This window comes from Polyangium fumosum, assembly GCF_005144585.1.
Lineage (GTDB): Bacteria > Myxococcota_A > Polyangia > Polyangiales > Polyangiaceae > Polyangium > Polyangium fumosum.
Genome location: NZ_SSMQ01000035.1, coordinates 78,793 through 102,688, shown reverse-complemented (window position 1 = coordinate 102,688; position 23,896 = coordinate 78,793). Strand labels below are relative to the sequence as shown.

Genomic DNA, 23,896 nt, shown 5'->3' with positions numbered 1-23,896 from the left:
CCCTATCACCGATGCCGGCGCCGCGCGACGAGCGCGAGGAGCCCGAACATCCCCACGAGCCCGAGCGGCTCCTCCCCCGTCGATGCAGGCAACGTGCACGAGCACCCCCGCGGACCGGGCTGCACGGGCATGACCCGCGGCGCTTCGTGTGGCGTTCGCCGGTCGCCCACGACGTCGACGCCCATCGGCGAGGGCTCGCCGAACACGCCGAAGCTCGCCCAGAAGTATGGATGCGACGTGGGCGCGTCGGCGAGCATCGCGAGCTGCACGTCCCGGAGCGCGGGGCTCCGACCGCTGCCCTTCGTGACGCGCTGGTAATAGGCCACCATGAGCCGCTGCGTCTCCTCGTCCGCGACCTTCCACAAGCTCGCGACGAGCGACTCGACGCCGGCCACGAAAAGCGCGCGCCGCAAGCCGTACACGCCCTCGCCGCGCTGCACGTCGCCGAGGCCCGTCTCGCACGCCGAGAGCACGACGAGCTTGGTGCCCCAAAGATCGAGCGAGCTCGCCTCGAGCGCCGTGAGGATCCCGTCCTCGCCGCCCCCGCCCTTCCTCGCGTTCGCCCCCGCGAGCGCGAGCCCCGATCGCAGCAGCGGATCGTCCGGCAGCCAGTCTGGCGACGCTTCGAGCTCGAGCCCACGCTCGCCTGGCTCGGCCGCGCGCGCGGCGGTGCCCTTCGCCGACAGGAAAAACCCGTGCGTCGCCACGTGCACGATCCGCGGGGCCTGCGCTTTCTTCAGGATCGACTCCGTCGCCTCCAGGTCCACGTGCACCACGGCGCCGGGCAGGATCGGGGCGAGCGCGCGCGCCTCGGCCGCCGTCGCCGGCAGCGGCTCGAAAAACGCCTTGTCGAGGCCCCGCGATTTCGCGTCGGGTTTGTCCTCGAGCGCAGCGAGCGCGCTCTCCCCTTGCTCGCGCCGCCCGAACGCCGGGTTCGCCACCACGAGCGCGCCTTGCCGCGACGGCGCGGTGCGCGCGAGCCGCAGGAGATCCCGCCCGCTCGTGAGGTACGAGATCTCGTACCGCTCGACCAGGTACCGCCCGTCCTCGTCGACGAGCGCCGCGAACGGCACGAGCGAAAGCGCGCCGTCCGCCGCGATCATGAGCTTGGTTTTTCCCCCGAGGAGCGGCCGGATCTTGCGCATGACGAGCTCGTCGAGCGCACGCGCGGGCGGCTTCGGATCCTGGTCGAGCGACGACGTGAGCGTCTCGCGCAGCGCCTTCGTCGCCGCCTCGATCGGCGCGCTCTCGCCGAGATCGACGAACGCCACCTTCCCCGCGGCGTCGAGCACGTACGCCGCGACGCGCGGCGGCCCCTCGCGGCTCGGCATGTCCACGTCGGCCGAGCGCCGCGGCACGTACACCGAGAGCTCCACGAGCGCCGTTCCCGCGGGCACAAGCGCTTGCACGCGCTCGATCGTGACGGGCGTCTCCTCGGCGCGGAACACGTCGCTCCGCCCGCCCATCTTCTCCTCGATCGACCGCGCCTTCTCCTCACGCTGCGCGAGCTCCGCTTTGAAATCGTCGAGCGGCGCGCCTGCGGGCCCTCGCATGGCGAGCCGCGCGACCTCGCTGCGCGCCGCCGCGAGCTCGTCCGCGAGCTTCGCCTCCTCGGGCCCGAGCTTGCGCCGGAGCGCCGCGAGCGAGCTCGCCATGACGTCGAGCACGCGCCCTTTGCGCTGGAAGATCGTGGTCAGCGCGAGCTTCCGCGCGTCCGCGTCCGCGGGCATCGTCCGCGCGTGCAGGCTCGTCAGGAAATCGGTCCCCACGCGCATCGTCGCCACGAACGCGCGCTTTTGCGCCTCGGATCCGCCGGCGATCACGAGCGCCGCCTGCCGCTCGCGGATCTCGGCCGCCCGCGTCGCGGCGCGCAGGGCCAGATCGAGCTTGCCCGATTCCACGTACAATGCGGCGAGCCCTTCGAGCCCCGCGGCGACCTTTTCGTGCTCGGCGCCGAACGCCTTCTCGAAAATCCCGATCGCCCTTTTGGAGAGCCCTTCGGCCTCGCCCGCGTTCTTCTGCCGCCGCGCCAGATCCGCGAGATCGAGCAGCGACGACGCGACGAACGGGTGCTCCTTGCCGAACGTCTTTTCGCGCGCCGCGAGCGCCTCCTCGTGGAGCTTCTTTGCGCCCGCTGCATCTCCGCGCATCTCGCGGATGCGCCCGAGGATCGCCCGCGCCTCGGCGCGATCCGGGTGCATGGGCGGGAGCAGCTCGTCGTGGATCGCGAGCGCGCGCGCCGCGTGGGCCTCGGCCTTGTCGAGCTTCTGCGCGCGCCGGTAGAGATCGGCGAGGTCCGCCGCGACCTCTGCCACGGACTTGTTTTTCGGCCCGTTCGTCTTCTCGTAATGGGAGAGCGTGCGCGAAAGCAGCACGTCGCCACGTGAAAAGTCTCCCTTCTGCGTCGCGATACGCCCGAGGATCCACTGCAAGACGACCCGCAAGTCCGGCGCGTCGCTTCCTTTTTCGGCGTTCTTGTCGAGGATCGCCTGCGCGCGGGAGAGCCGCGGCTCGGCCTGGTCGTAGGCGCCCGTCTCCACGTCGAGCACGGCGCGCAGCACGAGCACGCCGGCGTACGCGAGGCTCGCTTCCCCCGCGTTTTCCTTCGTGATGGCCACGATCTCGTCGAGGACGAGCTGCGCGCCCGGATAGTCCTGCAGCGCCATCCGCGTCTGCGCGAGCTCGGCCATCTCGTCCGTGGCGTTCGATCGAAATCCCCCCACGTCCGCCACGCGCTCGACGGCTTGCGCGCGCACCGGCTCGGCCCGCGTGTACCGGCCGGTGTCGTGGTACAACCGGCCGAGGTTCACGAGCAGATACGGATACGGTTGTCGATTCCGCGTGACGTTCTCGCAGATCTTGATCGCGCGGAGCAGCGCGGCCTCGGCCTCGTCGTAACGCCGGAGCGCCTTCAGCGGCTCCGCCATCGCCGCGATCGGCCCGATCGCGTCTTCCCCCTCCACGCCGCGGCTGCCCTTCACGGCGAGGGCGACCTCGCGCTCGAACAGCGTGATGGCCCGCGCGTGCTCCCCCGCGGCGTGCAACGTCACCGCGAGCTCGCGCATCCGATAACGGATATCCGCGTCGTTGCTCGGATTCTTCTCGACGAGGGCGAGGGCGCGCTCCCGGTACGGCACGGCGCGCGCGTACTGCTTCTTCCCCTCGTGAATCTCCGCCATCTGGCGCACGCTCATCTTCGTCCAGACGCTCTCCGGCTCGATCTTCTCCCGGATCACGAGGGCCTTCTGTGCCGGCACGAGCGCCGCGTCGTATTGCTTCTTTTCGAGCAGCTTCTGGGCCTCGACGGCGAGCTCCTGCGACTCCTTCAGCGCCGCCTGCTGCGCGCTCGTCAGCGGGCCTTTCGCGGGCGCCGCGCTCGGCGCCGGCGGCGGCGCGCCCAGGGCCGGCGCCGCGGCGAGCGTCACCCCTGCGAGGAGGAACACCGAGGAGATCCGACGGAACGTGCGGTAAGCTCGCGCCATGACGCGCTTCTACAGCTCCCTCGTCTTCGCATCCATACCGTTCGCATTCGCCCTGGCTTGCTCCTCGAATCCCCCGGCGTCGAGCGGCACCGCGGGCTCGGGAGGCACCGGCGGCGCCGGGGGCACCGGCGGCGAGGATCCCGGCGAGCTCGTGGTCGGCGGCGATCGCCCCGTCACCGTCCACGTCCCGCCTGGCCTCGACCCGGCCAAACCTTCCCCGCTCGTGATCCTGCTGCACGGATACAGCGCCTCCGGCCTCGTCCAGGAGCTCCTGTTTCAATTGAAACCCCAGGCCGACAAACACGGCTTTTTGTACGCGCACCCGGACGGCACGTTCGACACGAGCTCGAAGCGCTTCTGGAACGCGACCGACGCCTGTTGCGATTTCGGCGGCGTGGGCGTCGACGACGTCGCCTACCTCTCGGGCCTCGTCACCGAGATCGGTGAGCATTACAAGGTCGATCCAAAGCGCGTGTATTTCGTGGGTCATTCCAATGGCGGCTTCATGTCGCACCGGATGGCCTGCGACCGCTCGGACCTCGTCGCCGGCATCGCGAGCCTCGCGGGCGCGACGTGGAACGATCCGGCGAAATGCGCGGCCGAAAAACCCGTCGCGGTGCTGCAAATCCACGGCACGGCGGACGACACCGTCCCCTACGACGGCGAGTCGATCATGGGCGTAAGTATCCCGGGCGCCGTGGCGACGACCGAGCAATGGGCCCAGAAGAACGGCTGCGCGCTCACGCCGTCCATGGGCGAAGCGCTCGACCTCGACGCCACGATCGACGGCGCCGAAACGAGCGTCTCACAATACACGACGGGCTGCAAGGCAGGCGGCGCGGCGGAGCTCTGGACGATCGACGGCGGGACCCACGTCCCGGGCCTCGGGGCGAATTTCGCGCCGAAGGTCGTGGAGTGGCTCCTCTCGCACCCGAAGCCGTGATCGCCCAGGGCCGACGGGCAGCCCCGGTCGCGCCGCGCATCAAGCGTCCGTCTCGGTCGAGCCTTCCGATCGCTCCGCGTTTCGTTGCGCGATCGCGCAGCGCGCGTCTGCACAAGTTGAGCAAGCCGCGTGCAAGCTGCGGCCCCCAGGGTGCTGCATGCGCCAGGATCCACCCCGCCCACATTTCTCGACGCTCACTGCATCCATCCGGATCCACCGCGCGCGTCTTCCCTGCGGTTCGGCCTGAAAATCGACCCACCGCCGTCGGGCACGTCGCCTGCAATCAGGCCCCTCTCGACGACCGAGCCGAGATTCGCTCGCGCCGCCGGAGGACATCATGCCAGACATCCGTTGCATCATCGCCGAAACCCAAAGACACCTCGACGACGCCGTCCGCGTTCGTTTCGACGTTTTCGCCCGCGAGCTCGGTTACCTCGACACGCAAAACCACGCGGTCCCCCGCGAGCTCGATCCCTTCGATACCCTCCCCACGACCCTCCACCTCATCACCTACGACGGCGACCTCGCCGTCGGCACCCTCCGCCTCCTCCTGCCGAACCCCGAGATCGCCACCACGAACGGCACCTCGTTTGGCCTCTCCGTCGAGTCGCAATTCGACCTCGCGCCCCTCGCCGCCGCCGGGCTCCGCCTCGCCGAAACCTCGCGTTATTGCGTCCTCGCCACCCACAGACACTCCATGGCCGTCGCCGAGCTCCACGCGGCCGCCGTCCACCTGAGCCGGCTCCTCGGCATTGGCCACTGGATTGCCACGGCAAACACCGAGACCGACGGTATCGAAGACGCCCGCCTGATCGAGCACGTCGCCCGCGAGCGCGGGTTCGTCCGGAACGACCTATCCCTCGCCCCGCGCTTCCCGCCGCCCGCCCCCACCCCGCCGAAGCGGCCCTTCTACGACGACCACGGCCGCACGGCAGCGACCACCGCCCCCGCGCGATCCCGCCTCCCCCGCACCCTCGACCTGTACACGCGCCGCATGCGCGCCCGCTTCGTGGGTCCGCCCGTCTACGACACGCGCTTCCACATGTGCGCCCTCCCCCTCCTCGCCGACGTCGCCGAGCAACGCACCGTCCGGCGCGCGAAACCCCCCGTCTTCCCCACGCCGGGCTCGATCGCCGCCTGAACGAAAGGAGCCGCGGACCATGAACACCCTCGTCGAAACCCTCGATACCACCGTCGCAGACCTGCTCTCGGCCCTCGACGCGCACCCCGCCGCACGCCGCCTGCTCGCAGGTGACCTCGACACGGACGAATACGCCGGCTTCCTCGGACAAACCTATCTCTACGTCCGCCAAACCCGCCCCTTGCTGCGCCGCGCCGGCGAGCGGCTCGTGCGCGCGGGCAAGGCCCTCGATTTGGGGCGGCTCTTCTTGCAAAAGGCCGACGAGGAGCAGGGGCACGATCTCTGGGTGCTCGAAGACCTCGCCGCCATCGGCCGCGCGCAGAGCCCCGCCGCCGCGCCGCGCCCCTGCTCGGCCGTCGCCGCCTACATCGCGTGGAACCAGTTTCAGGTCGAGGCCGGCTCGCCCCTCGCCTTCCTCGGCACGGCCTACATCCTCGAAGCCCTCTCCCAGGCCCGCGCCGGCACCACGGCCGCGCACCTCGTCGCGCGGCGACGCATCCCCGGCATCGAGCGCGGCGTCCGTTTCCTCCGCGGCCACGCCGACGCCGACGAGGAGCACACCTGCGTCCTGCGTGGCCTCTTCGCGCGCCTCGAAGTCGAAGGCGACCGCCGCGCCATCACGTTGTCCGCGGCAGTGACGGCGGCGCTTTATCTGGGGATGTTCGCGGGGGACACGTCGGCGATCAACGCTGCCGCCACGCCATATGAATGAGCGCGGCGCGGTTCGGGATGCCGAGTTTGTCGAAGATGCGTGAAAAATGCTTCTTCACCGTGAGCTCCGTGATGGAGAGCTCGGAGGCGATGAGCGCGTTGTCCCAGCACACGCGCTCCGCCACCTTGATCTCCGCGCTGCTCAGGATCCGCAGCCACGGCAGGGGGATGGGCACGAGCTGCGGGACCTCCTCGAGCAGCATCACGAAGGAGGCGCCCACGCCGCCCGGGAGCCTCTGGATCGAGACCTTCAGGTCGGCGAGCGCGCCGCCCCGCCAGTAAGGCTCGCGCGGCGTGTACGGATCCTTCACCATCCACGTGACGCGGTCGGCGAGCTGCGTGGGGAGCCCGCCCGGGTCGAGCTCGGTCGGCTTGAACCAGGCCCGCAGCATCTTCTCCGCGCTCGACGTCCGCGCGACCTCCGCCCCCGACGCGTTGAAAACGATGGCCTCGTGCCCGATGCCGGCGAGCACCCCGTCGAGCAGCGACGCGCGCTGGGCCATCGACCCGAAGAGGCGGCAGTTTTTCACGGCGTTCGTGAAATGCCGGGAGAGCTTCTGCAGGATCTCGCGCTCGTGATCGGAGAATGCGATCCGCTTGTCCCGGTAAAGGATGAGCCCCCCGTGCCAGGAAGGATCGTCGCGGAGCATGACGGCCATCACGTGCTCGAGCTGCATGCCGATGTCGCGGCAGTGGTTGTAGAGGAAGCTGCGCTCCATCGACGCGCGCGAGAGCATCTCGGTGTCGCGCAGCACCTCGTTGGGCCGCTCGGCCACGGCGATCCGGACGAAGTCGTGCGGGACCATCTCCGCGTATCCCTGGAAAAACCTCTCGGGCATCTCGGCGACCGCCCAGTCGTAGACGGCGTGCCCCTCGGGCCGGCTCACGCAGAGCGCCCCGTGATCCGCGGGCACGAGCTGCGAGAGCAGGCCGTACGCGTGGCCGAGCACCTCGTGCAAATCGAGCGATCCGCCGAGCTCGGCGACGAGATCCAGCATGAGGCCCTGCTCATGCTCGGTGAGACTGGAACGCCCCCTCATGCGGTCATGATGAACCCGAACGGACCGCCGTTCAACGCCCGCCTTCGTCCCGGCGCTTCGGTCCGTGCCCGTTTCGCGGGCCGAACCCCTCGGTCCAGCCACGCGCTTCCGACGATGCCAGCGGATGTTTTCGATACCATTGGTAGAGCCCGTGCCCCGCCGCCGACGCAGATGCAGGCGCAGGCGAAGGCGCGGAGACCGGCGGCGGCGCGAGCGCGGGCGCAGGCGAGGCCCCGCCCCCGCCGCCCTCGGGCCCGCCTCCCTCCTCGCTCAATCGGATCCCGTGCTTTCGCATCACCCGCTGCACGAACGCTCGCCCCACGCCCGCGATCTTTGCAGCCTGCGATACGTTGAATCCCGTCTCTCGCAGCGCGCGCTCCACATAGGCTCGTTTGTAGGCCGTTTCCACGTGCGCCAGCCCCACGTGCAAAGGCAGCTCGAGGTTCACCGGCAGCACCGACGGCACCGACATCGGCCCCGCGGTCTCCGGCTCCTCTGCGGCCCAAGGCGGCTCGGCGAGCCCGAGCGAGAGCATCATCTCCACCTTGTTTCGAAGCTCCCGCACGTTCCCCGGCCAGGGGCGCGGGTGCGCCTTCATCCGCTCGAGCACCTCGTTCGGGAGCAGCGCCGGCGCGTCCTTTCGCCCCTGCCATTCCTTCTCGAAATGGCGCACGAGCAGGGGGATGTCGTCGAGCCTCTCCCGCAGCGGCGGCATCCGCACCGGCACGACGGCGAGCCGGTAATAGAGATCCTCGCGGAACCTGCCCCGCTCGACCTCGGCCGCCAGCGATCGGTTCGTCGCGGCCACGATCCGCACGTCGGCACGCCGCGGCTCGTTCTCGCCGATCCGCGTGATCGTGCGCGTCTCCAGGGCTCGGAGCAGCTTCGGCTGCAGCTCCAGGGGCAGCTCTCCGATCTCGTCGAGGAAAAGCGTCCCGCCGTGCGCCGCCTCGAACCTCCCCACGCGGTGCTCGGTCGCGCCCGTGAACCCTCCGCGCCGGTGCCCGAAGAGCTCGCTCTCCAGCACGCCTGCGCCAACCGACGAACAATCGAAGACCATGAACGGACCACTCGCCCGCTTGCTCTTGGTGTGAATCGCCGCGGCCACGAGCTCCTTGCCCGTCCCGGTCTCCCCTTCGACCAGCACCGTCGCGTGGGTCCCCGCGATCTTCTCGAGCAGCGCGAAGAGCCGCCGCATCGGCACGCTCGCGCCGACGAGGCCCCCGAAGTGCGTGCTGGACGAGAGCGGCAACGTCACGACGTCGCGGATCATTTGCAGCCGCAGGGCCGAGGCGCCGAGCCCGATCGTCGAGTCGGGCCGGGCGTAGGCGTCGCGGATCCGCACGCCGTCGACGGTCGTGCCATTGCGGCTGCTCGTGTCGAGCACGCGCAGGAGGTCTCCCTCGATACGAAGGAGCAGGTGATGCCTGCTCACGGTCGGATCTTCGAGAACGAGCTCACAATCTTTCCCGCTCCCGACCCGCACCTCCGGCCCCATGACTTCGGTGACGATCCCTGCCATGGGCCCTCGGCTCACCTCGACGCGAATCTTGTGCGTCCGGAGCTCGAGCCCCCGATCGGCTTCCATGGTCCAGGTATTCCAATCCTTCATGAGGACCATTTGTAGCCGGGCCGTCAAAATGGGACAAATATAGAGCGAGCCGGCGTCCGTCTTGCTAACATAGCAAGTTGGATTACCCAATCACTACGACGAAAGTAGTACGAAGACGAAGGGCGTACGAGCCGTAATCCCTTGTGGGCCGAGCGAGGGACGACGCGCTGAGCGTGGCCGCGGATACGGCAATACGGATCACCAGACGGCTACTACCAAAGTGGTATGAAGCCGAAGGATGCACGGTCCGTAATCCCTTGTGGGGTGAGCGAGGAGCAACGCTCCGACCGTAGCCGAGGACACGGCAATACGGATCACCAGACGGCTACTACCAAAGTGGTATGAAGCCGAAGGATGTACGGTCCGTAATCCCTTGTGGGGTGAGCGAGGAGCAACGCTCCGACCGGGCTGGGGGATACGGCAATACGGATCACCAGACGGCTACTACCAAAGTGGTATGAAGCTGCGCCGCGGGTGAGTCGTACCCCTTGATGAGAGGTCGACGGGGGCGTCGAGACCTGCGCCGGTCAGCCGCGGACCGTGGCACCGAATACGTTTTCGAGGAAGTCGGCGTACTTCATCCGGACACGGCCTCCGCCTTCAGGCATCGCCACGCGGGGCGGTTTGTCACCGCCCTCGTCTTTGCCCCACGGGTTTCGAAGGACGATGGACGCGGGTTTGCCGTCCTTGCCCGCTTCGAGCCACTCGACCGAGAGCCAGTGGTACGTCTTGAACTCCAGGATCACCGGCACCCGCTCGCCGCGCGCCGCCGACGTCGCCACGAGCCCCGCGATCTCGTCCTTGGGACGCGAGAGCTTGGACACGCTCGTATAGGTCCCGCCCTGGATGGCTTGATACAAACTGGTGAAGCCATACACGGCCATCTGGCTGTTGCCTCGTACGGCCGCCCAGAACGTGTCGTTGTCCTCGGGGTTGTCGTAATCGAAGAGCCAGCTCATCGCCGAGGCGTGGTTCATGATCGCCGACTGGAACAGCCGGTCGAGGTCCACGCGCCCCGAGTCGTCCCGCGCGATCGCGCTGCGCGGCATCTCGAGCTTCTTGCCGGATCGAAGCGTGACCGCGCGCACCTCGCGGGTGATTCCGTCGACGAGCCGCACGAACTCGGCCGGATCCCCCCGGAGCACCACATACTCCATCACGCCGGCGCCACACGTCCCGTGCCCGCGCCCCTGCTGCACCCGGAGGGGGTTGTCCACGTGACGGACCACCTGCCCGAGCAAGAGCTCCGGCTCGATCCCCGCCTCCAGCAAAAGCGCCGGGTTGCGCGGCGTCTGCGCGAACGTGGCGAGGTTCGGCAAGAGCGACCCCTCGTGCAGGCGCCCCGCCGCGAGCAGCCGTTCGAGCGCCGCGTTCGCCGGCGCGTCGTCGCCGATCGACCGGCGAACGGCATCGAACTGCCCGGCCCGATCCGCAGGCAGCGGCCCCTTCGCCTTCATGCCGGCGCGATCCTGACCTGGCGGCGGTGAATCCGGATCCGCCACCGCCCCCGCGCCCGGCCCCCGGAGCGCGGCCGCGTCGTCGAAATAGCCCTGATCCTGCCGCGAAGGCCCGCCCGCCGCCACCTGCGCCGCGCCCGCGGGCTTCGGAGGCGCGCCCCCGACCGCCGCGGCCATGGCGTCGTGCAGCCGACCCTTGCGCCGGGCCGCGAGGCGCCGATCGACGACCCCGAGCGTCGCCGCATCGAGCACGCCTGTCTCCGGCATCCCCGCCGCGGCTTGCTCGGCGGCGATCGCAGCGTGGGTCTTGGGTCCGAACGAGCCATCCGGAGTGAGAGACGCGCCGAGCTCGACGAGCGCCTTCTGGAGCACGATCACGCTCCCGCTCTTCGCCCCACGCGCGAGCGTCGCCTCGCCCATGGCAACGGCCGAGAGCATCGCATCCTCCGCGAGCTCGGGCGACAGAAGTGCCCCGCCCCCTTCGTTCGACTCGTTCTCGTTCATCCGCATCCTCCATCCGGCGCGCTTGCGGCCGTGCGAAGAGACTAGCAAACGTGGAGCATCCCGTCTCGATATGGCATCAAAGTCGCGGATCCACCGGCTCGCTCTCCAGCGCCAGGATCGCAAAGACGCATTCGTGTACACGACGTAAGGGCTCGCCCCGGACAAAACGCTCGAGCGCCTCGACGCCGAGCGCGAGCTCCCGGAGAGCGAGCGAACGTTTCGCGCCGAGGCCACGATTGCGGAGCCGCGCGAGGTTCTCGGGCAAATCGTACTCCGGCCCGTAAATGATCCGGAGATACTCGCGGCCGCGGCATTTCACGGCCGGCTGCACGAGCCCGCGTTTGCCCCGCGCGAGGAAGGAAATGGGCTTCACGACCATCCCCTCGCCGCCGGCCGCGGTGAGCTCCTCCCACCACGCCGCGCCCACCCGCTCGCTCGCCTCGTCCCCGAGCGTGACCTCCACGTGCCGCGTCGCCACGAGCACCTGCCCGTCCGCCTCGGCGAGCCGCGCGGCCATGGCCAGGTGGAAAGGATGGTCCCGATCGACGAACACGCGCCCCTCGGCCGCGAGCAAGTGAAACGGCGCGACACGAACATCCTCGATACGCGCGACCGGCCAGCAGTAACGCCGATACGCGTCGACGTAACGCGACGCGGCCCGCGCCCGATCGCGCATGCGCGCGAGCAGCTCGCCCGCCTCGATCCCGCGCTCGTTCGCCTGCACGAGCGCCTCGATGCCGGCCCCGAGCGCCGACCGGCTGGCGCTGCCCACGGGCGCGTATTGCACCCGGACGAGCGCCTGCGCCTTCGCCGACCACGGCATGATCTCGGCGTCGAGCACGAACCATCCGCCGAGCTCGTCGAAGAGCCCGCTCGCCTCGGCCGCGCGCCGCACCCGCGAAAGGAGGGCCTCTTCGAGCGCTGGATCGTCGAAAAACGGCCGGCCCGTGCGCGTGTACACGATGCCCGCGCGACCGTCCGTCGTGCCAAACCGCTTCTTCGCCGTCGCTTCGTCCCGACAAACGACGATCACGGCCCGCGAGCCCATGTGTTTTTCTTCGCAGATGACGCGCGGGACCTCGTTCCGCCGGAAATACGCGAAGGCCTCGGCCGGGTGCTCCAGCGTGCCCGGCAGCTCGCTCGTCTCGGTCGGGGACATCGTCGGCGGCAAGTAGACGAGCCAGCGCGGATCGACCGCGAACCGGCTCATCGCCTCCAGCGCCGCCGCCGCGTTCTCCTCGCGCACCGTGACCCACCGCGCGAGGCGCGTGCTCACGGGCCGTTTGCCGATCACGTCGTCGATATCGAGCGTGTCGTCGTACGCCTGCTGCGCCGTGCGCCCCTCCTCGGGCGCCACGGGGATCAGCGGCTTCTTCGGCTCGCAATATTGACGCGCCGCCGGCACGCTGACGATCTCGCGCTCGGGATACCGGAGCGCCGTGAGCGCGCCGCCGAAAACGCAGCCCGTATCGACACAAATGGTATTGTTGAGCCAATCCGCCGTCGGGACCGGCGTGTGGCCATACACAACCGTCGCGCGGCCGCGATACTCGGACGCCCAGTTGTGCCGCACGGGCAAACCATACGCGTCCGTCTCGCCCGTCGTGTCGCCGTACAGCCCGAACTCGCGCACCCCGCCCGAGGAGCGCCCCTGCATCGACGCCTTCATGCCGGCGTGCGCGACGCAGAGCCGGCCGTCATCGAGCACGTAATGGCTGACGAGATCGTCGATGAACTGCGCGAGCTCCGCCTGAAATGCCTCCGTCGTCGAGGCGAGCTCGGCGAGCGTCTCGGCGAGGCCGTGCATGATCGTGACCTGCCGACCGCGGAGCACCTTGAGCAGCTTCACCTCGTGGTTGCCCGGCACGCAGAGCGCGGCCCCGCTCTGCACGGCCGTCATGACGAGCCGCAGGACGTCCACGATCCGCGGACCTCGATCGACGAGATCCCCGAGGAACACGAGGCGCCGCCCCGGCGGCGGCGTCACGCGCACGCCATGCGGGCCCGCGGCCGGATCCCATTCGACCGTGTAGCCGAGATCCTCCAGCAGCGCTTCGAGCTCGTCGCAGCAGCCGTGCACGTCGCCGATGATGTCGAAGGGCCCGTGCTCATCGCGGCGATCGGTCCAGAGGCGCGTGCGCTCGATGCGGACGTCCTCGATCTCCTCGGGCTTGCGCAGCACGTGCACCACGCGGATGCCCTCGCGCTCGATCCCGCGCAACGACGTCCGCAGATCCTGCGATTGGCGCCGCACCACGTGGGCCGCCACGTTGCGATCCGTGCGGGATTCGTTCCGCTCGGCGCAGACCCGCTCGCCCACGTCGAACGCGATCGCGGTCGCGAAGACGTGGTGCTTGCGCGCGATCGCCACGAGCGGCTTGCGGAACTCGGGCCGCACGTTCGTCGCGTCGACGACCACGAGCTTGCCCGCCTCCAGGCGTTTGTCCACGACCAGGTGCAGCACCTCGAACGCCGAAGCCGACGCGCTCTGATCGTTCTCGTCGTCCGAGACCATCGCGCGGAACATGTCGGACGAGACGACCTCGGTCGGCGCGAAATGCCTCCGCGCGAACGTGCTCTTCCCCGAGCCTGACGCGCCGACGAGCAGGACGAGGCTCGGCGTCGGCAGGGGAATCATGAGGCCTTTCGCGGCAGCCGCCTCCGCGCCCGGGGCTTCCGTGCTCATCGGGAGAACACCGCCATTTGCGTGGGAGAACCGAGGGTATCATCAGCCGGCCCGATGGGGGCCAACCGAACCGTATATGCATTTCGCTCCGCGACGCCGCGCGCCCACGCCTCGAATTCGGCGCGCGTCCATTCGAAGCGGTGATCCTTGTGGCGCATGTGGCCCGCGGGCAGCGAGGTGAACACGACGTTGTATTCGGCGTTCGGCGTGGTCACGACGACGACGCGGGGACGGGCGTGCGCAAAGACCGAACGTTCGAGCGCGCCGAGGCGCGAGGGCTCCAGGTGCTCGATGACCTCCACGAGCGTCGCCGCGTCGAAGCCCGAAAGGCGCGCGTCGCGGTAGAGCAAGGAGCCGTGCAGCAGCTCGATCCGCTCGGATTTCCGGCCGCCGTGCCGATCGAGCTTCAGCCGCTCCGAGGCCACGTCGAGCGCGCGTTGCGAGACATCGACCCCCACGAGCTGCGTCATCGCCCGGTTCCGCACGAGCTTCGCGAGGAGCTTGCCCTCCCCGCAGCCGAGATCGACCACCGTCTTCGCGCCCTCGTCCGAAAGCGCCCGCGCCACGGCCTCGATCCGCGCCTCGTCGAGGCGCACGGGCGCCTCGATCGCGGCCTCCTCCTCGGCGTGCGCCTCGGCCTCCGCGTCGGGATCCTTGGCCTCGCCCGAGACGAGCCGATCGAGCGCCGCGCGCGCGAGCCGGGCGCGGTGCTTCAGGTACCGCCGCGCGATGAGCTCCTTTTCGGGGTGCGTCGCGAGCCACCCCTCGCCGTGGTAGACGAGCTTCTCCACCTCGTCCTCGCCGACCCAGTAATGCTTGTCGTCGTCGAGCACGGGGACGAGCACGTACACGTGCGAGAGCAGCTCCGAGAGCGGGCACGCCTTGCGCAGGCGGACGTCGTGGTGCGCGCCCTCGCCCCACGCGGGGAAACGCTCGTCGAGAGGCAAACGCGACGCGGTGACCTCGTACCCGAGCGGCTCGAACAGGGCGCGGAGCAGCGTCGCGCCGCCGCGGCACGGAACGGCCGAGAGCGTCGCTTCGAGCGCGATCGACGTCTGCACGAGCTCCGGCCGATCCTTGCAGCGCCCCGCGAGCGCCGAGCCGAGCACCTGCGCGATCGCCACGCTGAGGAACGACGACGCCGCGTAAGGCCGGTCGTTCACGTACTGATCCACGAGCCCGCCCTCGGACGAACCGGGCCGGCCGCGCACGAGGGCGACCGGGTCGAGGTCGACGAGCAGCGCGGCCGTCACCGCCTCGGCCGAGGCCTCGGGATAAAAGACGTGCGCGCGCCCGAACGCGAGGGGGAACGTCTGGAGTTTGTCGGGGTGCTTGTGCAGCAAGTACCCGAGCCCCGACGCGTGGGGGCCCGTGGCGCGAAGGGTGAAGAGCATGCGAAGACCGTTCGGCCGAGGCTATCAAAGGCCGGGGCCGGGGTCACGCGTCTCGTCCGTGAGGCAGGATGCTCCGGGAGGCTGTGGGTTGGCTGTCCTGTCCATCCAAAGAGAGGACGGGACAGCCAGCCCTTCAAACGGACGGTGAGGCGCTGTGCCGTGCCATAGCGTTAGGAAACCTCATCAAAGAAGCCTTCCCTTGCGAGTTCTCGAGCGGCTGCCTCCATGTTCGCCAGCGTCACTTCTGGCACGATCACGAGGCCGGGTTCCGTGAAGAACCGCCTTCCAGCGCTGCATTCGTCCTCGAGCGACTGAGTGAGCCGGGTGAGGTCATAAAACGTCAGCCGGTGACGAGAGCCGTCCTGCAACTCAGCCCATACGTGACTGCGATACCCCCGTAGCAGTGATTCGTGCGCATCACGCGCATCGAAGCCACCTTCGAAAACCAATCTGCTCAGTACGCGATGGCCCACGGTTTGCTCCTTTGGTCAAGTATCGCCCGCTTTGCTGGAACGCTACCACTCCCTCCCCCTGCATTGCGACAGCATCCACATCTTGATTGCGGTCACCCAATCTCCTCTTCGCGGATGTAATGCCTCAGAACCGCGAGACCAAGCGACAGGACGTGACGTACGACATCGTTCTCGGCGGGGGTCAGACACTCGGGACGAGTATCTTTCACTGGCGCGGAATCAGTGAGATAGAACAGGTGGTTGTACACATCGAGCCGCTGACGTTCTGCTCTGAGGAATTCCGCAGCGCCGACGGACGAGGCAACGTCCACAAGGAGGTTCCAAGCGTCAAGCATCTCCTTTGCTCCAATTTCGATACGTGAGCGAGCGAATGCATCGACTCGATCGAGATCGCAGAGGCGCGAGTGTTCACTTGATATGTTCAACCCTCGTTGGCCTGCATAGTCACGAAGCGCGCGTTCAGAAAGCCAACTAGATACGGCATTACCATCCATACCCCATCCGTGGTCCCAGAAAACCACAGGAGATACCACTCCTTCCCGTCCAAACGGATGGGACAAGAGTAGAATTCTCGTTCAAGTATCGGAGCGCTCATTGAGGATCCTGGAAAGATCGATCTGCCCACTTCTTGATCCGGTTGAACTCGGATCCAGTTCCGAATTCGTGACATCCGTGTCCGGCGCTTCTACGGCCGGTCACGCTCCAAGGACCTTGCTCCCCCTCGACGGGAAGGCCGCCCCGGTACCGGCGGCGGCGTGTCCAGACCAAAGTACCGTTGGAATCGTGCTATCAGAGCACCCCCCTGTGCCTCCGGCGGGGATGAAACGCCTATCCAGGCAGAATCGGGTGCCCGGGAGGACGACGCTCCCCCTTCCCGAGGCACTCCCCCCTGCCTCCAAAGGTGCCTCCCTCCTCCCCACAAGCAGCCGCTCCTGCCCTCGGCGCCTGCGGACGCCTCTCCCGAGGCGCCTTTCTCTGCCTTGGACGGCCCGGCCCCCTCGCCTCGCGCGCTCGTTCGTGCGTATGCTCCGCCGCATGCCCAAGGCCCAGTCCAAGAACAAGAAACCGGTGAACGAGCCCGCCGGCCAGGACCCCGTGCATTCGGCGGAGGCGTCCTTCGAGCTCATCAAGCCGCGCCTCGTCGCGCTCGACGAGAGCACGGTCCGGATCCCGAACATCGATGTCCAGCAAGCGGCGGCTGCGGCCCTCGGCGTGGACGGCTTGCTCCGCGCGGCCGAGACGCGCCCCAAGGTCGAGGCGCTCGGCGCGGCCAAGCTCGCCAGCGGCGAGCTGCTCGACGGCCTCGCCGACGTGGCCCGCGCCGCCTGGTATGCCCGTTATCGACTCCTGCAGGTGAGCGCGACCCACTCCGAAGCGACCCTGCCCGTCTCCCTCGTCGAGGAGGCTTTCGTGTTGCGCGCCCGGATGTTGAAGACGCTCGAATACAACCTCGACGACGACGCGAGCGCCATGGGCCGGCTCACCGCCATCCGCGCCGGCAGCGGGCACATCGATCTCGGCAACGACCTGCTCGGAGCGGCCGACCTCTATCGAGAATACGAGGCGACCCTCGCGCAGGACAAGAAGAACTACCGGCCGAGCGACGAAGCCGAGGCGCGCAAGCTCTCCGCCCGTATCCTGACGCTCCTCGGGGCGGTGACGACGCCCGAGCAGACGCTCTGGAAGGGTCATCAAGCGCGCGCGTTCACGCTGCTGCTCACCCATTACGAAGAGGCGCGGCGCGTGGGGCGATTCCTCTTCCATTACGCGGACGGCGAGCGGCTGTTCCCGTCGCTGTTCAGCAAGGTGCGGTCCGCGCCGGGCGCGCGGGGCAAAGGTGGTGAGGAGGGCACGGGGAGCGAGGTTGGGAGCGGCGAAGCGGCGCAGGGGTAATCGTCGAGCCGGCCTGCATTCACGAGGCACGCCTCGAAAGGCGCCTCACGACGAACGCGGCGAGCCCGAGGACGAGCGCGAAAGGCACGCCCCCGGTCCTTCGTCCCCTGCCCGCACCCGCGGCCTCGCAGAACACGCCATTCCCCTCGAAACCCACGGTCGGCTCGGGGGCGCAGACGCCGGGCGTCGAGGTCTCCGAGGTGCAGAACGATCCCGCGGGACAACCGTTGCCCGCCGCGCCGCGGCAACCCGCCTGGCAGAGGCGCGCGGGGATGTCGCAGACGCGCCCGCTGTCCGCCGCGCCGCAATCGGCGTCCTTCGCGCACTCGTTCGGCGCGGGCGCGCAAACGCCGCGCGACACGTCCGAGGACGAGCAGACCTCGCCATAAGGACAACCATTGCCCCCCTCCCCACGGCAGCCGGGCACACATGCGCCCGCCTCGCAGACGGAGCCGCTCACGGGATTGCCGCAATCGACGTCCTTGAAACAGGCGTACGCGTCGTCGGAAGGATCGTTCGGGTTCGTCTCGCCCGGATCGAGGACGCCGTCGTGATCCGCGTCTTCGAGCCCATCCAGTTTGCCGCCGCCGTCGGTGTCGGCCTTCGTCGGATCCGTCGTCGTGGCCCCGAGATCACCGTCGGGCACGCAGGTCATCGCAGCGGGGTTCGTCGCGGGATCGTCGCAGCCGTAGCCCATCTCGGTGCCGTCGAAGAGGCCGTCGGCGTCGCTGTCCGGATCGAGCGCGTTGATGAGCCCGTCGCCGTCCGTATCCTCGGCCATCGACGGCTCGGCGCCGTCCGGCACGCCGTCGTCGTCCGTGTCGGCGTCATTCGGATCCGTGCCGAGCAGGGCCTCCTCCGCGTCGGTCAGCCCATCGCCGTCCGTGTCCGCGCAGCCCTCGTCCGTCACGCCGTTGCAGTCGTCGTCCACGCCGTTGCACGTCTCGTTCGCTGGCAAACCCGGCATCGCGTTGCATGTCGTGCCGAAAGACGCGTCGCAGACGACGACGCCCTGCGCGAGGCACGCGCCCACGCCCACCATGCACAGATCGCCGAGCCCGAGCCCATTGTCCACGACGCCGTCGCAGTCGTCGTCGATGCCATTGCACGCCTCCGCCTCGGGTATCCCGGGCTGGGCGTCGCATTGCGTCGTGTTGGGTCCCGAGCACACCTTCACGCCCGCCGCCTCGCACGCGCCGAGCCCGGACGTGCAAGCCACGCCGACATCAAAATCCTCGTCGGTCTCGCCGTCGCAATCGTCGTCGATCCCGTTGCACATCTCCGGCACGGGGGTCCCGGGTGTGACGTTGCACTCGCTCGTAGTCTCGTCGCCGGTGCACACGAGGACGCCCGACGCCACGCACGCGCCGATGCCCACGTCGCACGGCATGCCGAGACCAAAATTCTCGTCGGTCTCGCCGTTGCAATCGTCGTCGATCCCGTTGCACGTCTCGGTGCCGGGTTCGCCGGGGAACGCGTCGCAGGACCTCGTGAGCCCGTCGCACTGGATTAAGCCCGTGGCGAGGCAGGCCCCGACGCCGACGTCGCAGGGCGCCCCGGAATCGAGACAGTCGTACAGGCAGGTCCCACCATAAAGGGCGATCGGATCAGCCACGAGCCCGGCGAGCGTGAGGGCGCCCTTGTCCGAGATCAGGTCGCCCGCGAGACTCTGCGCGTCGCTCGACGAGCCACACGCGAGCCGGAACGGCGTCTGGTTGGCGATACCGAGATCCACGCGCGCGACGGCCCAATCGATGAAGGAGTCGGCGTCTCCGCTCACCATCGAGGAAGCCGCAACAGCGCGCGCGTGCGTCGACGCTGGGTAACTCTTCACGAGGAGCTCGGAGATGTCCGCGGGTGATCCATCGTTCTGCGGACTCGTGTTTCGCCGGAGCTCGACGACGTCCGTGCTTCCGAGGACCCCGATGGAGAGCTCGTGGCTCGCGAGGTTGCCGTCGGTATCGATGAGACAAACCCAGCCGAACGCCTTGAAATCCGCGGGCGCCTGGAGCACCGCGTCGTTGATCCGCAGCCGGAGGTAGAGAAAATTGGCGTCGCCCGCGAAGTAGGCCGCGGCGCCGCCCGTCATGGGGTCGCTGACGACGTCGGGCGCAGACCCCGCATCCCCCGGTGGATCCGCGAGCCGCACGCCACCCCGGACGAGCGGCTTCCACGCAGCCGCGGGGAAATTCTGGGCGTCCGCCGACGCGGGCAGGGCGAACGAGGCGAGCCCGAGCGCCGCGGCGAGGAGCGCGGATCCAGCGGAGCGACGAGGGCGGAAGATCGAAGCCATGGGCGTCGGCCGATCGTGCCGGGAAGCGCGTCGCGGCACAAGAGGCCGATCACAGGTTCGCCATCCGCTCCTCGAACGCGCGCAACGTCTGCCGGCCCGCGCTGCGATCGTAGATGCCGAAAACCACACGATCGAAGGCGCCCTCGAAGCGCGGGTGCGCGATCCCGTTCGCAAGTACGTCCGCGACCTCGCGCGGGTCGTTGCGGAACACGCCGCAGCCCCACGCGCCGAGCACGAGGGTGCGGTGCCCGTGGAAGGCCATGGCGGCGAGGACATATGCCGCACGCCGCTCGAGGGCTTCACGAATCGCAGGGCCCGCCTTCTTGTCGCGGCGGAGCGCCTCGCCCGCGTTCGGGGCCGGCGCCGTCACGATCGACAACGTGAAGGGTTCGTCGAGGAGCACGAGCCGGTCGTCCCGGAAAAACGGCACGTCGGGCGAGTAGATGAGGTGATCGGTGTAGATCATCGACGCCGTCGCGCGGTTTGCCTCGTAATACTTCGGCTGCCGGAGCAGGCAGGTATAAAGCGCCGAGCACCGGGCGAGGTCCTCTTCCTGGGCCTTGGCGCCCCCCAAGAATCCGCCACCCGGGTTTTTCGCCGATGCGAAATTCAACGCGGCGACGCGCGCCTCTCCCTCGCGGCAAAGCCTCTGCCCCGCGGCCGCGGTCGTCTCGTCCGTCACCTCGACGCGGATCGCTCCAGGACGCCGCTCGCGAGGCTCGGCACCTGCGAGATCACCCGGCGCGTAGAGCACGGTCCCCGCTGCGGCGGCTTCGACGAGGGCGCCGATCCGGACGTGCAAGCCCCCGGCGCTCTCGTATTTGCCCCGCGCCACGATGTCGAGGGTCTCGGTCGCCACGCTGCCGAGCTTCATGTCTCCTCCGAAACGCCAAACCAAAGTCCTAACGCGAGGATACGCCACGCGCGGCTCGATCCGTCGATCTTCCTGTAAGTCCCGACATCGACCTCCGTTATGCTCGGGCCATGACCTCGCGCGCGCGTGCTTTCCTCGTCCTCCTCGCGCTGTTCGCCACCCTCGCCTCGACCGCGGGCGGCTGCGGCGGCGGCTCGCCCCCGGCCTCGATGGCGGGAGCCCCCGCGGCCGCTGGGGAGGCCGCCCCCTCCCTCGAATCCATGGATTCGGCGGAGGCGCCGGAGGCCCCCTACGACGCCGACCAAGCAAAAACCGAAGCGCCGCCTCCGCCTCCGTCGATGGCCCCGGCGGCCCCCATGGAGCCCAGCGCCGCGGCGCCCATGCCCACCTCGGCGCCGCAGCAAGCGCCGGGCGGCGGCGCTGCGCCGCGTTTCGCGGTCGAGCAAAAGTCGAGCGAAAAAGGCGCGGCCGCGGCGAAGCCCAAGGCCGTCGCGGGCTCGGACGAGGCGACGACGTGGAAACGCGCGCAGAGCGGAGCGCACGCGGTGCGCGTCGAGATCGGCGATCGCGAGGCGCTGCCGGTGCGCAGCGTGCAGGCCAAGGTCGCGATCGACGGCTTCATGGCCCGCGTCGTGCTCGACATCGTCGTCAAGAACAACCGCCCGGAGACCTACGAAGGCACGCTCAAGCTCCGCCTGCCCGTGGGCGCGTCGCCGTATTATTTCGCGTTCGGGCAGGACGCGATGGCCATCGCGGGCGACGCCGTGCCGGCGTTTTTCCCGGCCGACCGAGCACGCGGCATGGGCGGCGAGCCGGCCGAGATCCGCCGCGCGCGCGAGTCCGCATGGCAAGGCGTGAAAGAGGCGCGCATGGTGCCGAAGGAGAAGGCCGCGCTCGCCTACACGCAGACCGTGCGCCGCAACGTGGATCCGGCGCTGCTCGAATGGGCCGGCCCGAACGTCTTCAACACGCGCGTCTTCCCCCTCGTCGGGGGCAAATCCCACCGCATCGTCCTCGGCTACGACGTGCCGCTCACGCGGATCGGCGAGGACCTCGAATACAGCTTCGATCTGCCGGAGAACGTCGGCAGCAAGGCGATCGATTTCGCCGTCGCAGCCCCGCAGGGCGCGTCCGTCGACGTCACGCCGGCCGTGCCGGCCTTCTCGGGCCCGGACAAACGGTTCTATCGCTTCGACGATCCGTCCGGAAAAACGGTCACGGTCCGCATCAAAAAGCCGGGGGCCGCGCACGTCGTCGCCACGGACGCCGCGACGGGGCCGTATTTCGCGGCCGACATCGCGCCGCAATTCCCCGCGGCGGCGGCGGCGAAGGGCGAGGAGAACGCGCTTTTCCTCGTCGACACCTCGCTCTCGTCGAACCCCGACCGCTTCAACGTATGGCTGAAGCTGCTCGACGCGATCCTCGCGAACAACGAGGATGCGATCAAGCATTACAACGTCCTCTTCTTCAACATCGAGCAGACCCTCTGGAAGCCGCGCTTCGTCGCGAACGACGCCGCCTCGCGCCGCGAGCTCCAGACGTTCGCCCAGGGCCTCGCGCTCGAAGGCGCGACCGATCTCGGCGCCGCGCTCGGCCGGGCCGCGACGGCGCCGGGCGCCCCGCAGTTCGACGTCTTCCTCCTCAGCGACGGCGCCGCGACCTGGGGCGAGCCCGACGCGCAGATGATCACGCGGCGCCTGCAGAAAACCCCGGTCCGCGCGATTTACGCCTACCAAACGGGCCTCGCGGGCACGGACGTCGACGCGCTCACGCTGCTGACGCGCGAGACCGGCGGCGCGCTCTTCTCCGTCACCGGCGACGCCGAGGTCCAGAAGGCCTCGACCGCGCACAAGAGCCGCCCCTTCCGCCTGGTCTCGGCGCGCGTCGCCGGCGGCAGCGATGTGCTCTTCGCCGGCCGTCCCCGCTTCGTCTTCCCCGGACAAACCCTGCGCGTCGCTGGCCGCGGCGCGCCCGAGAAGGACGCGGCCGTCGAGCTCACGCTCGAATCCGGCAGCGGCACGCAGGTCGTGAAGGCGCCCCTCGGCCAAGCGATCCCCTCGCCGCTCGCCATCCGTGGGTATGGCCAGATCGCGGTCGCGCAGATCGAGGAGCTCGCCCCGGCCACCGAGACCATGGCGAAGGCGTATTCGATCCACTTCCGCGTCCCTGGCAAAACTTCGTCGCTGCTCATGCTGGAGTCCGAGGCCGATTACCAGCGCTTCGGCATCGTGCCCGAGGACTTCGCGCGGTCCATCCAATCCGCGGCGGCGTCGCGGATCGTCGAGGACACGCTGGCCCTCTCGGCCTCCGCGCTCGGCAATCCCAAGGCCACGTTCCTGCGCTGGATCGATGGTTTGCCCACGACGCCCGGCGTGAGCCTCACCGTGCCGCCCTCGTTCCGCCAGGCGTTGAACCAGATGCCCGAGGAGAGCTTCCGGGTCGACGCAGCTCCGCTCGCCGTGAAATCACGCGACAAGAAATCGATCCCGGCCCCCGTGCTCGCCGACCTCGCCACGCACAAGCTCGATTACGATCGCACGACGACCGAGGCCGAGCGCCGGCGCGCCTCGCTCGGGCCCGCGGACGCCCTCAAAGCGCTGAGCTCGCTCGTCGAGGAGAACCCCGGCGACGCCGTGCTCGCGCGCGACATCGGCGTCACGGCGATGAGCTTCGGCCTGCCCGCGGACGCCTTCCACCTCTTCCGCCGCGTCGCGGTGGCGCGCCCCTACGAGCCGCAGACCTACCGCGCCATGGCGCAGACCCTCGCGCGGCTCGGCCGCACGGACCTCGCGATGGCGTATTTCGAGGTCGGCCTCGCGGGGCAATGGGAAGCGCGGTTCGGCGAGTTCCGCAAGATCCTCGCGCTCGAATACTTCGACCTGCTCCAGCGCGCGGCCCGCGGCGACCTCAAGACCCACGTCCCCGAATACGTCAAAGGTCGCCTGCCCCAGGTGGCCCGCGAGACCCAGCTCCAGAGCGCCGATCTGGTCGTGATGATCACCTGGAACACGGATGCGACCGACATCGACCTGCACGTGACCGAGCCGAACGGCGACGTCTGTTATTTCGGCAATCGCCAGACGCAGATCGGCGGCATGCTCACCCTCGACGTCACGCAGGGCTACGGCCCGGAGATGTACGTCCTGAAAAACGCGACGGACGGCAGGTACAAGATCCAGGCCCATTACTTCGCGTCGGACCGGAACCGCGCCTCGACGCGGACGAAGGTGCAGGTGATCGTGTTCGAGGACTTCGGCACGAGCGCGCAGAAGGCGACCGAGAAGGTCATCACGCTCGAATACGGCAAACAGAAGCACGACCTCCTCGAAATCGTGCGCAAGGCGAAGCCGGGCCAGAAGCCCAAGCCCACGCTGGAGATGGCGGCGCCCTGAG

15 protein-coding genes are annotated in these 23,896 nt (G+C 69.1%); 5 read left to right on the top strand and 10 right to left on the bottom strand.

Features of this window, described 5'->3' with window-relative positions:
• Positions 1-5: 5 nt before the first annotated feature.
• On the bottom strand, positions 6-3,482 hold the full coding sequence (locus tag E8A74_RS29240) for a CHAT domain-containing tetratricopeptide repeat protein (RefSeq protein WP_136932379.1): 3,477 nt from the start codon (positions 3,480-3,482) through the stop codon (positions 6-8).
• Here E8A74_RS29240 and E8A74_RS29235 point away from each other — a divergent pair.
• From E8A74_RS29235 to E8A74_RS29225, 3 genes are all read left to right on the top strand, one after another.
• Positions 3,481-4,425 (top strand): CE1 family esterase, encoded by a 945-nt coding sequence (locus E8A74_RS29235; protein WP_136932378.1) that lies wholly within the window; start codon positions 3,481-3,483, stop codon positions 4,423-4,425. The genes E8A74_RS29240 and E8A74_RS29235 overlap by 2 nt on opposite strands.
• 337 nt (positions 4,426-4,762) lie before the next feature.
• Positions 4,763-5,566, top strand: a complete 804-nt coding sequence (locus E8A74_RS29230; RefSeq protein WP_136932377.1) for a GNAT family N-acetyltransferase — start codon at positions 4,763-4,765, stop codon at positions 5,564-5,566.
• A 19-nt stretch (positions 5,567-5,585) separates the two neighbouring features.
• Positions 5,586-6,278, top strand: coding sequence for an iron-containing redox enzyme family protein (locus tag E8A74_RS29225; protein ID WP_136932376.1), 693 nt, complete (start codon positions 5,586-5,588; stop codon positions 6,276-6,278).
• Here the strand turns inward: E8A74_RS29225 and E8A74_RS29220 are convergent.
• The 7 genes from E8A74_RS29220 to E8A74_RS29190 all read right to left on the bottom strand — a co-directional run bounded on the left by E8A74_RS29220 (position 6,250) and on the right by E8A74_RS29190 (position 15,937).
• Positions 6,250-7,275 carry a LuxR C-terminal-related transcriptional regulator gene (locus E8A74_RS29220; protein WP_136932375.1) on the bottom strand — a complete coding sequence of 342 codons (1,026 nt, stop codon included), beginning with the start codon at positions 7,273-7,275 and terminating at the stop codon, positions 6,250-6,252. The two genes, E8A74_RS29225 and E8A74_RS29220, sit on opposite strands and share 29 nt — an antisense overlap.
• A gap of 73 nt (positions 7,276-7,348) precedes the next feature.
• A complete protein-coding gene (locus tag E8A74_RS29215; RefSeq protein WP_170229462.1) occupies positions 7,349-8,929 on the bottom strand; it encodes a sigma 54-interacting transcriptional regulator in 1,581 nt (526 codons plus the stop codon).
• 527 nt (positions 8,930-9,456) lie between these two features.
• On the bottom strand, positions 9,457-10,890 hold the full coding sequence (locus E8A74_RS29210) for a peptidoglycan-binding domain-containing protein (protein WP_136932373.1): 1,434 nt from the start codon (positions 10,888-10,890) through the stop codon (positions 9,457-9,459).
• A gap of 76 nt (positions 10,891-10,966) precedes the next feature.
• Positions 10,967-13,576, bottom strand: a complete 2,610-nt coding sequence (locus E8A74_RS29205) for a polynucleotide kinase-phosphatase (protein ID WP_136932372.1) — start codon at positions 13,574-13,576, stop codon at positions 10,967-10,969.
• Positions 13,573-14,970: a 3' terminal RNA ribose 2'-O-methyltransferase Hen1 gene (locus tag E8A74_RS29200; protein WP_136932371.1), complete on the bottom strand. Its 1,398-nt coding sequence runs from the start codon at positions 14,968-14,970 to the stop codon at positions 13,573-13,575. The genes E8A74_RS29205 and E8A74_RS29200 overlap by 4 nt, the downstream gene beginning before the upstream one ends.
• 170 nt (positions 14,971-15,140) lie before the next feature.
• Positions 15,141-15,443, bottom strand: a complete 303-nt coding sequence (locus tag E8A74_RS29195) for a hypothetical protein (protein WP_136932370.1) — start codon at positions 15,441-15,443, stop codon at positions 15,141-15,143.
• 92 nt (positions 15,444-15,535) lie between these two features.
• Complete coding sequence (locus E8A74_RS29190; protein ID WP_136932369.1) at positions 15,536-15,937, bottom strand: hypothetical protein; 402 nt, start codon at positions 15,935-15,937, stop codon at positions 15,536-15,538.
• Positions 15,938-16,478: 541 nt separating this feature from the next.
• Between E8A74_RS29190 and E8A74_RS29185 the strand changes: the two genes are divergently transcribed.
• Positions 16,479-17,336, top strand: a complete 858-nt coding sequence (locus tag E8A74_RS29185; RefSeq protein WP_136932368.1) for a hypothetical protein — start codon at positions 16,479-16,481, stop codon at positions 17,334-17,336.
• Between the two features lie 19 nt (positions 17,337-17,355).
• Here the strand turns inward: E8A74_RS29185 and E8A74_RS29180 are convergent, their stop codons facing one another.
• Positions 17,356-19,629 (bottom strand): MopE-related protein, encoded by a 2,274-nt coding sequence (locus tag E8A74_RS29180; protein ID WP_136932367.1) that lies wholly within the window; start codon positions 19,627-19,629, stop codon positions 17,356-17,358.
• 49 nt (positions 19,630-19,678) lie between these two features.
• Positions 19,679-20,503, bottom strand: coding sequence for a TIGR02452 family protein (locus tag E8A74_RS29175; RefSeq protein ID WP_136932366.1), 825 nt, complete (start codon positions 20,501-20,503; stop codon positions 19,679-19,681).
• A gap of 110 nt (positions 20,504-20,613) precedes the next feature.
• On the opposite strand from E8A74_RS29175, the gene E8A74_RS29170 reads away from it, so the two are divergent.
• Entirely contained in the window at positions 20,614-23,895 is a 3,282-nt protein-coding gene (locus E8A74_RS29170; RefSeq protein WP_136932365.1) for a DUF2135 domain-containing protein, read from the top strand.
• Position 23,896: the final 1 nt, after the last annotated feature.

Coding starts and splice junctions, on each gene's coding strand:
- E8A74_RS29235 (WP_136932378.1), top strand. CDS start 3,481: ATGACGCGCTTCTACAGCTCCCTCGTCTTCGCATCCATACCGTTCGCA.
- E8A74_RS29240 (WP_136932379.1), bottom strand. CDS start 3,482: ATGGCGCGAGCTTACCGCACGTTCCGTCGGATCTCCTCGGTGTTCCTC.
- E8A74_RS29230 (WP_136932377.1), top strand. CDS start 4,763: ATGCCAGACATCCGTTGCATCATCGCCGAAACCCAAAGACACCTCGAC.
- E8A74_RS29225 (WP_136932376.1), top strand. CDS start 5,586: ATGAACACCCTCGTCGAAACCCTCGATACCACCGTCGCAGACCTGCTC.
- E8A74_RS29220 (WP_136932375.1), bottom strand. CDS start 7,275: ATGCTGGATCTCGTCGCCGAGCTCGGCGGATCGCTCGATTTGCACGAG.
- E8A74_RS29215 (WP_170229462.1), bottom strand. CDS start 8,929: ATGAAGGATTGGAATACCTGGACCATGGAAGCCGATCGGGGGCTCGAG.
- E8A74_RS29210 (WP_136932373.1), bottom strand. CDS start 10,890: ATGAACGAGAACGAGTCGAACGAAGGGGGCGGGGCACTTCTGTCGCCC.
- E8A74_RS29205 (WP_136932372.1), bottom strand. CDS start 13,576: ATGAGCACGGAAGCCCCGGGCGCGGAGGCGGCTGCCGCGAAAGGCCTC.
- E8A74_RS29200 (WP_136932371.1), bottom strand. CDS start 14,970: ATGCTCTTCACCCTTCGCGCCACGGGCCCCCACGCGTCGGGGCTCGGG.
- E8A74_RS29190 (WP_136932369.1), bottom strand. CDS start 15,937: ATGGATGGTAATGCCGTATCTAGTTGGCTTTCTGAACGCGCGCTTCGT.
- E8A74_RS29185 (WP_136932368.1), top strand. CDS start 16,479: ATGCCCAAGGCCCAGTCCAAGAACAAGAAACCGGTGAACGAGCCCGCC.
- E8A74_RS29180 (WP_136932367.1), bottom strand. CDS start 19,629: ATGGCTTCGATCTTCCGCCCTCGTCGCTCCGCTGGATCCGCGCTCCTC.
- E8A74_RS29175 (WP_136932366.1), bottom strand. CDS start 20,503: ATGAAGCTCGGCAGCGTGGCGACCGAGACCCTCGACATCGTGGCGCGG.
- E8A74_RS29170 (WP_136932365.1), top strand. CDS start 20,614: ATGACCTCGCGCGCGCGTGCTTTCCTCGTCCTCCTCGCGCTGTTCGCC.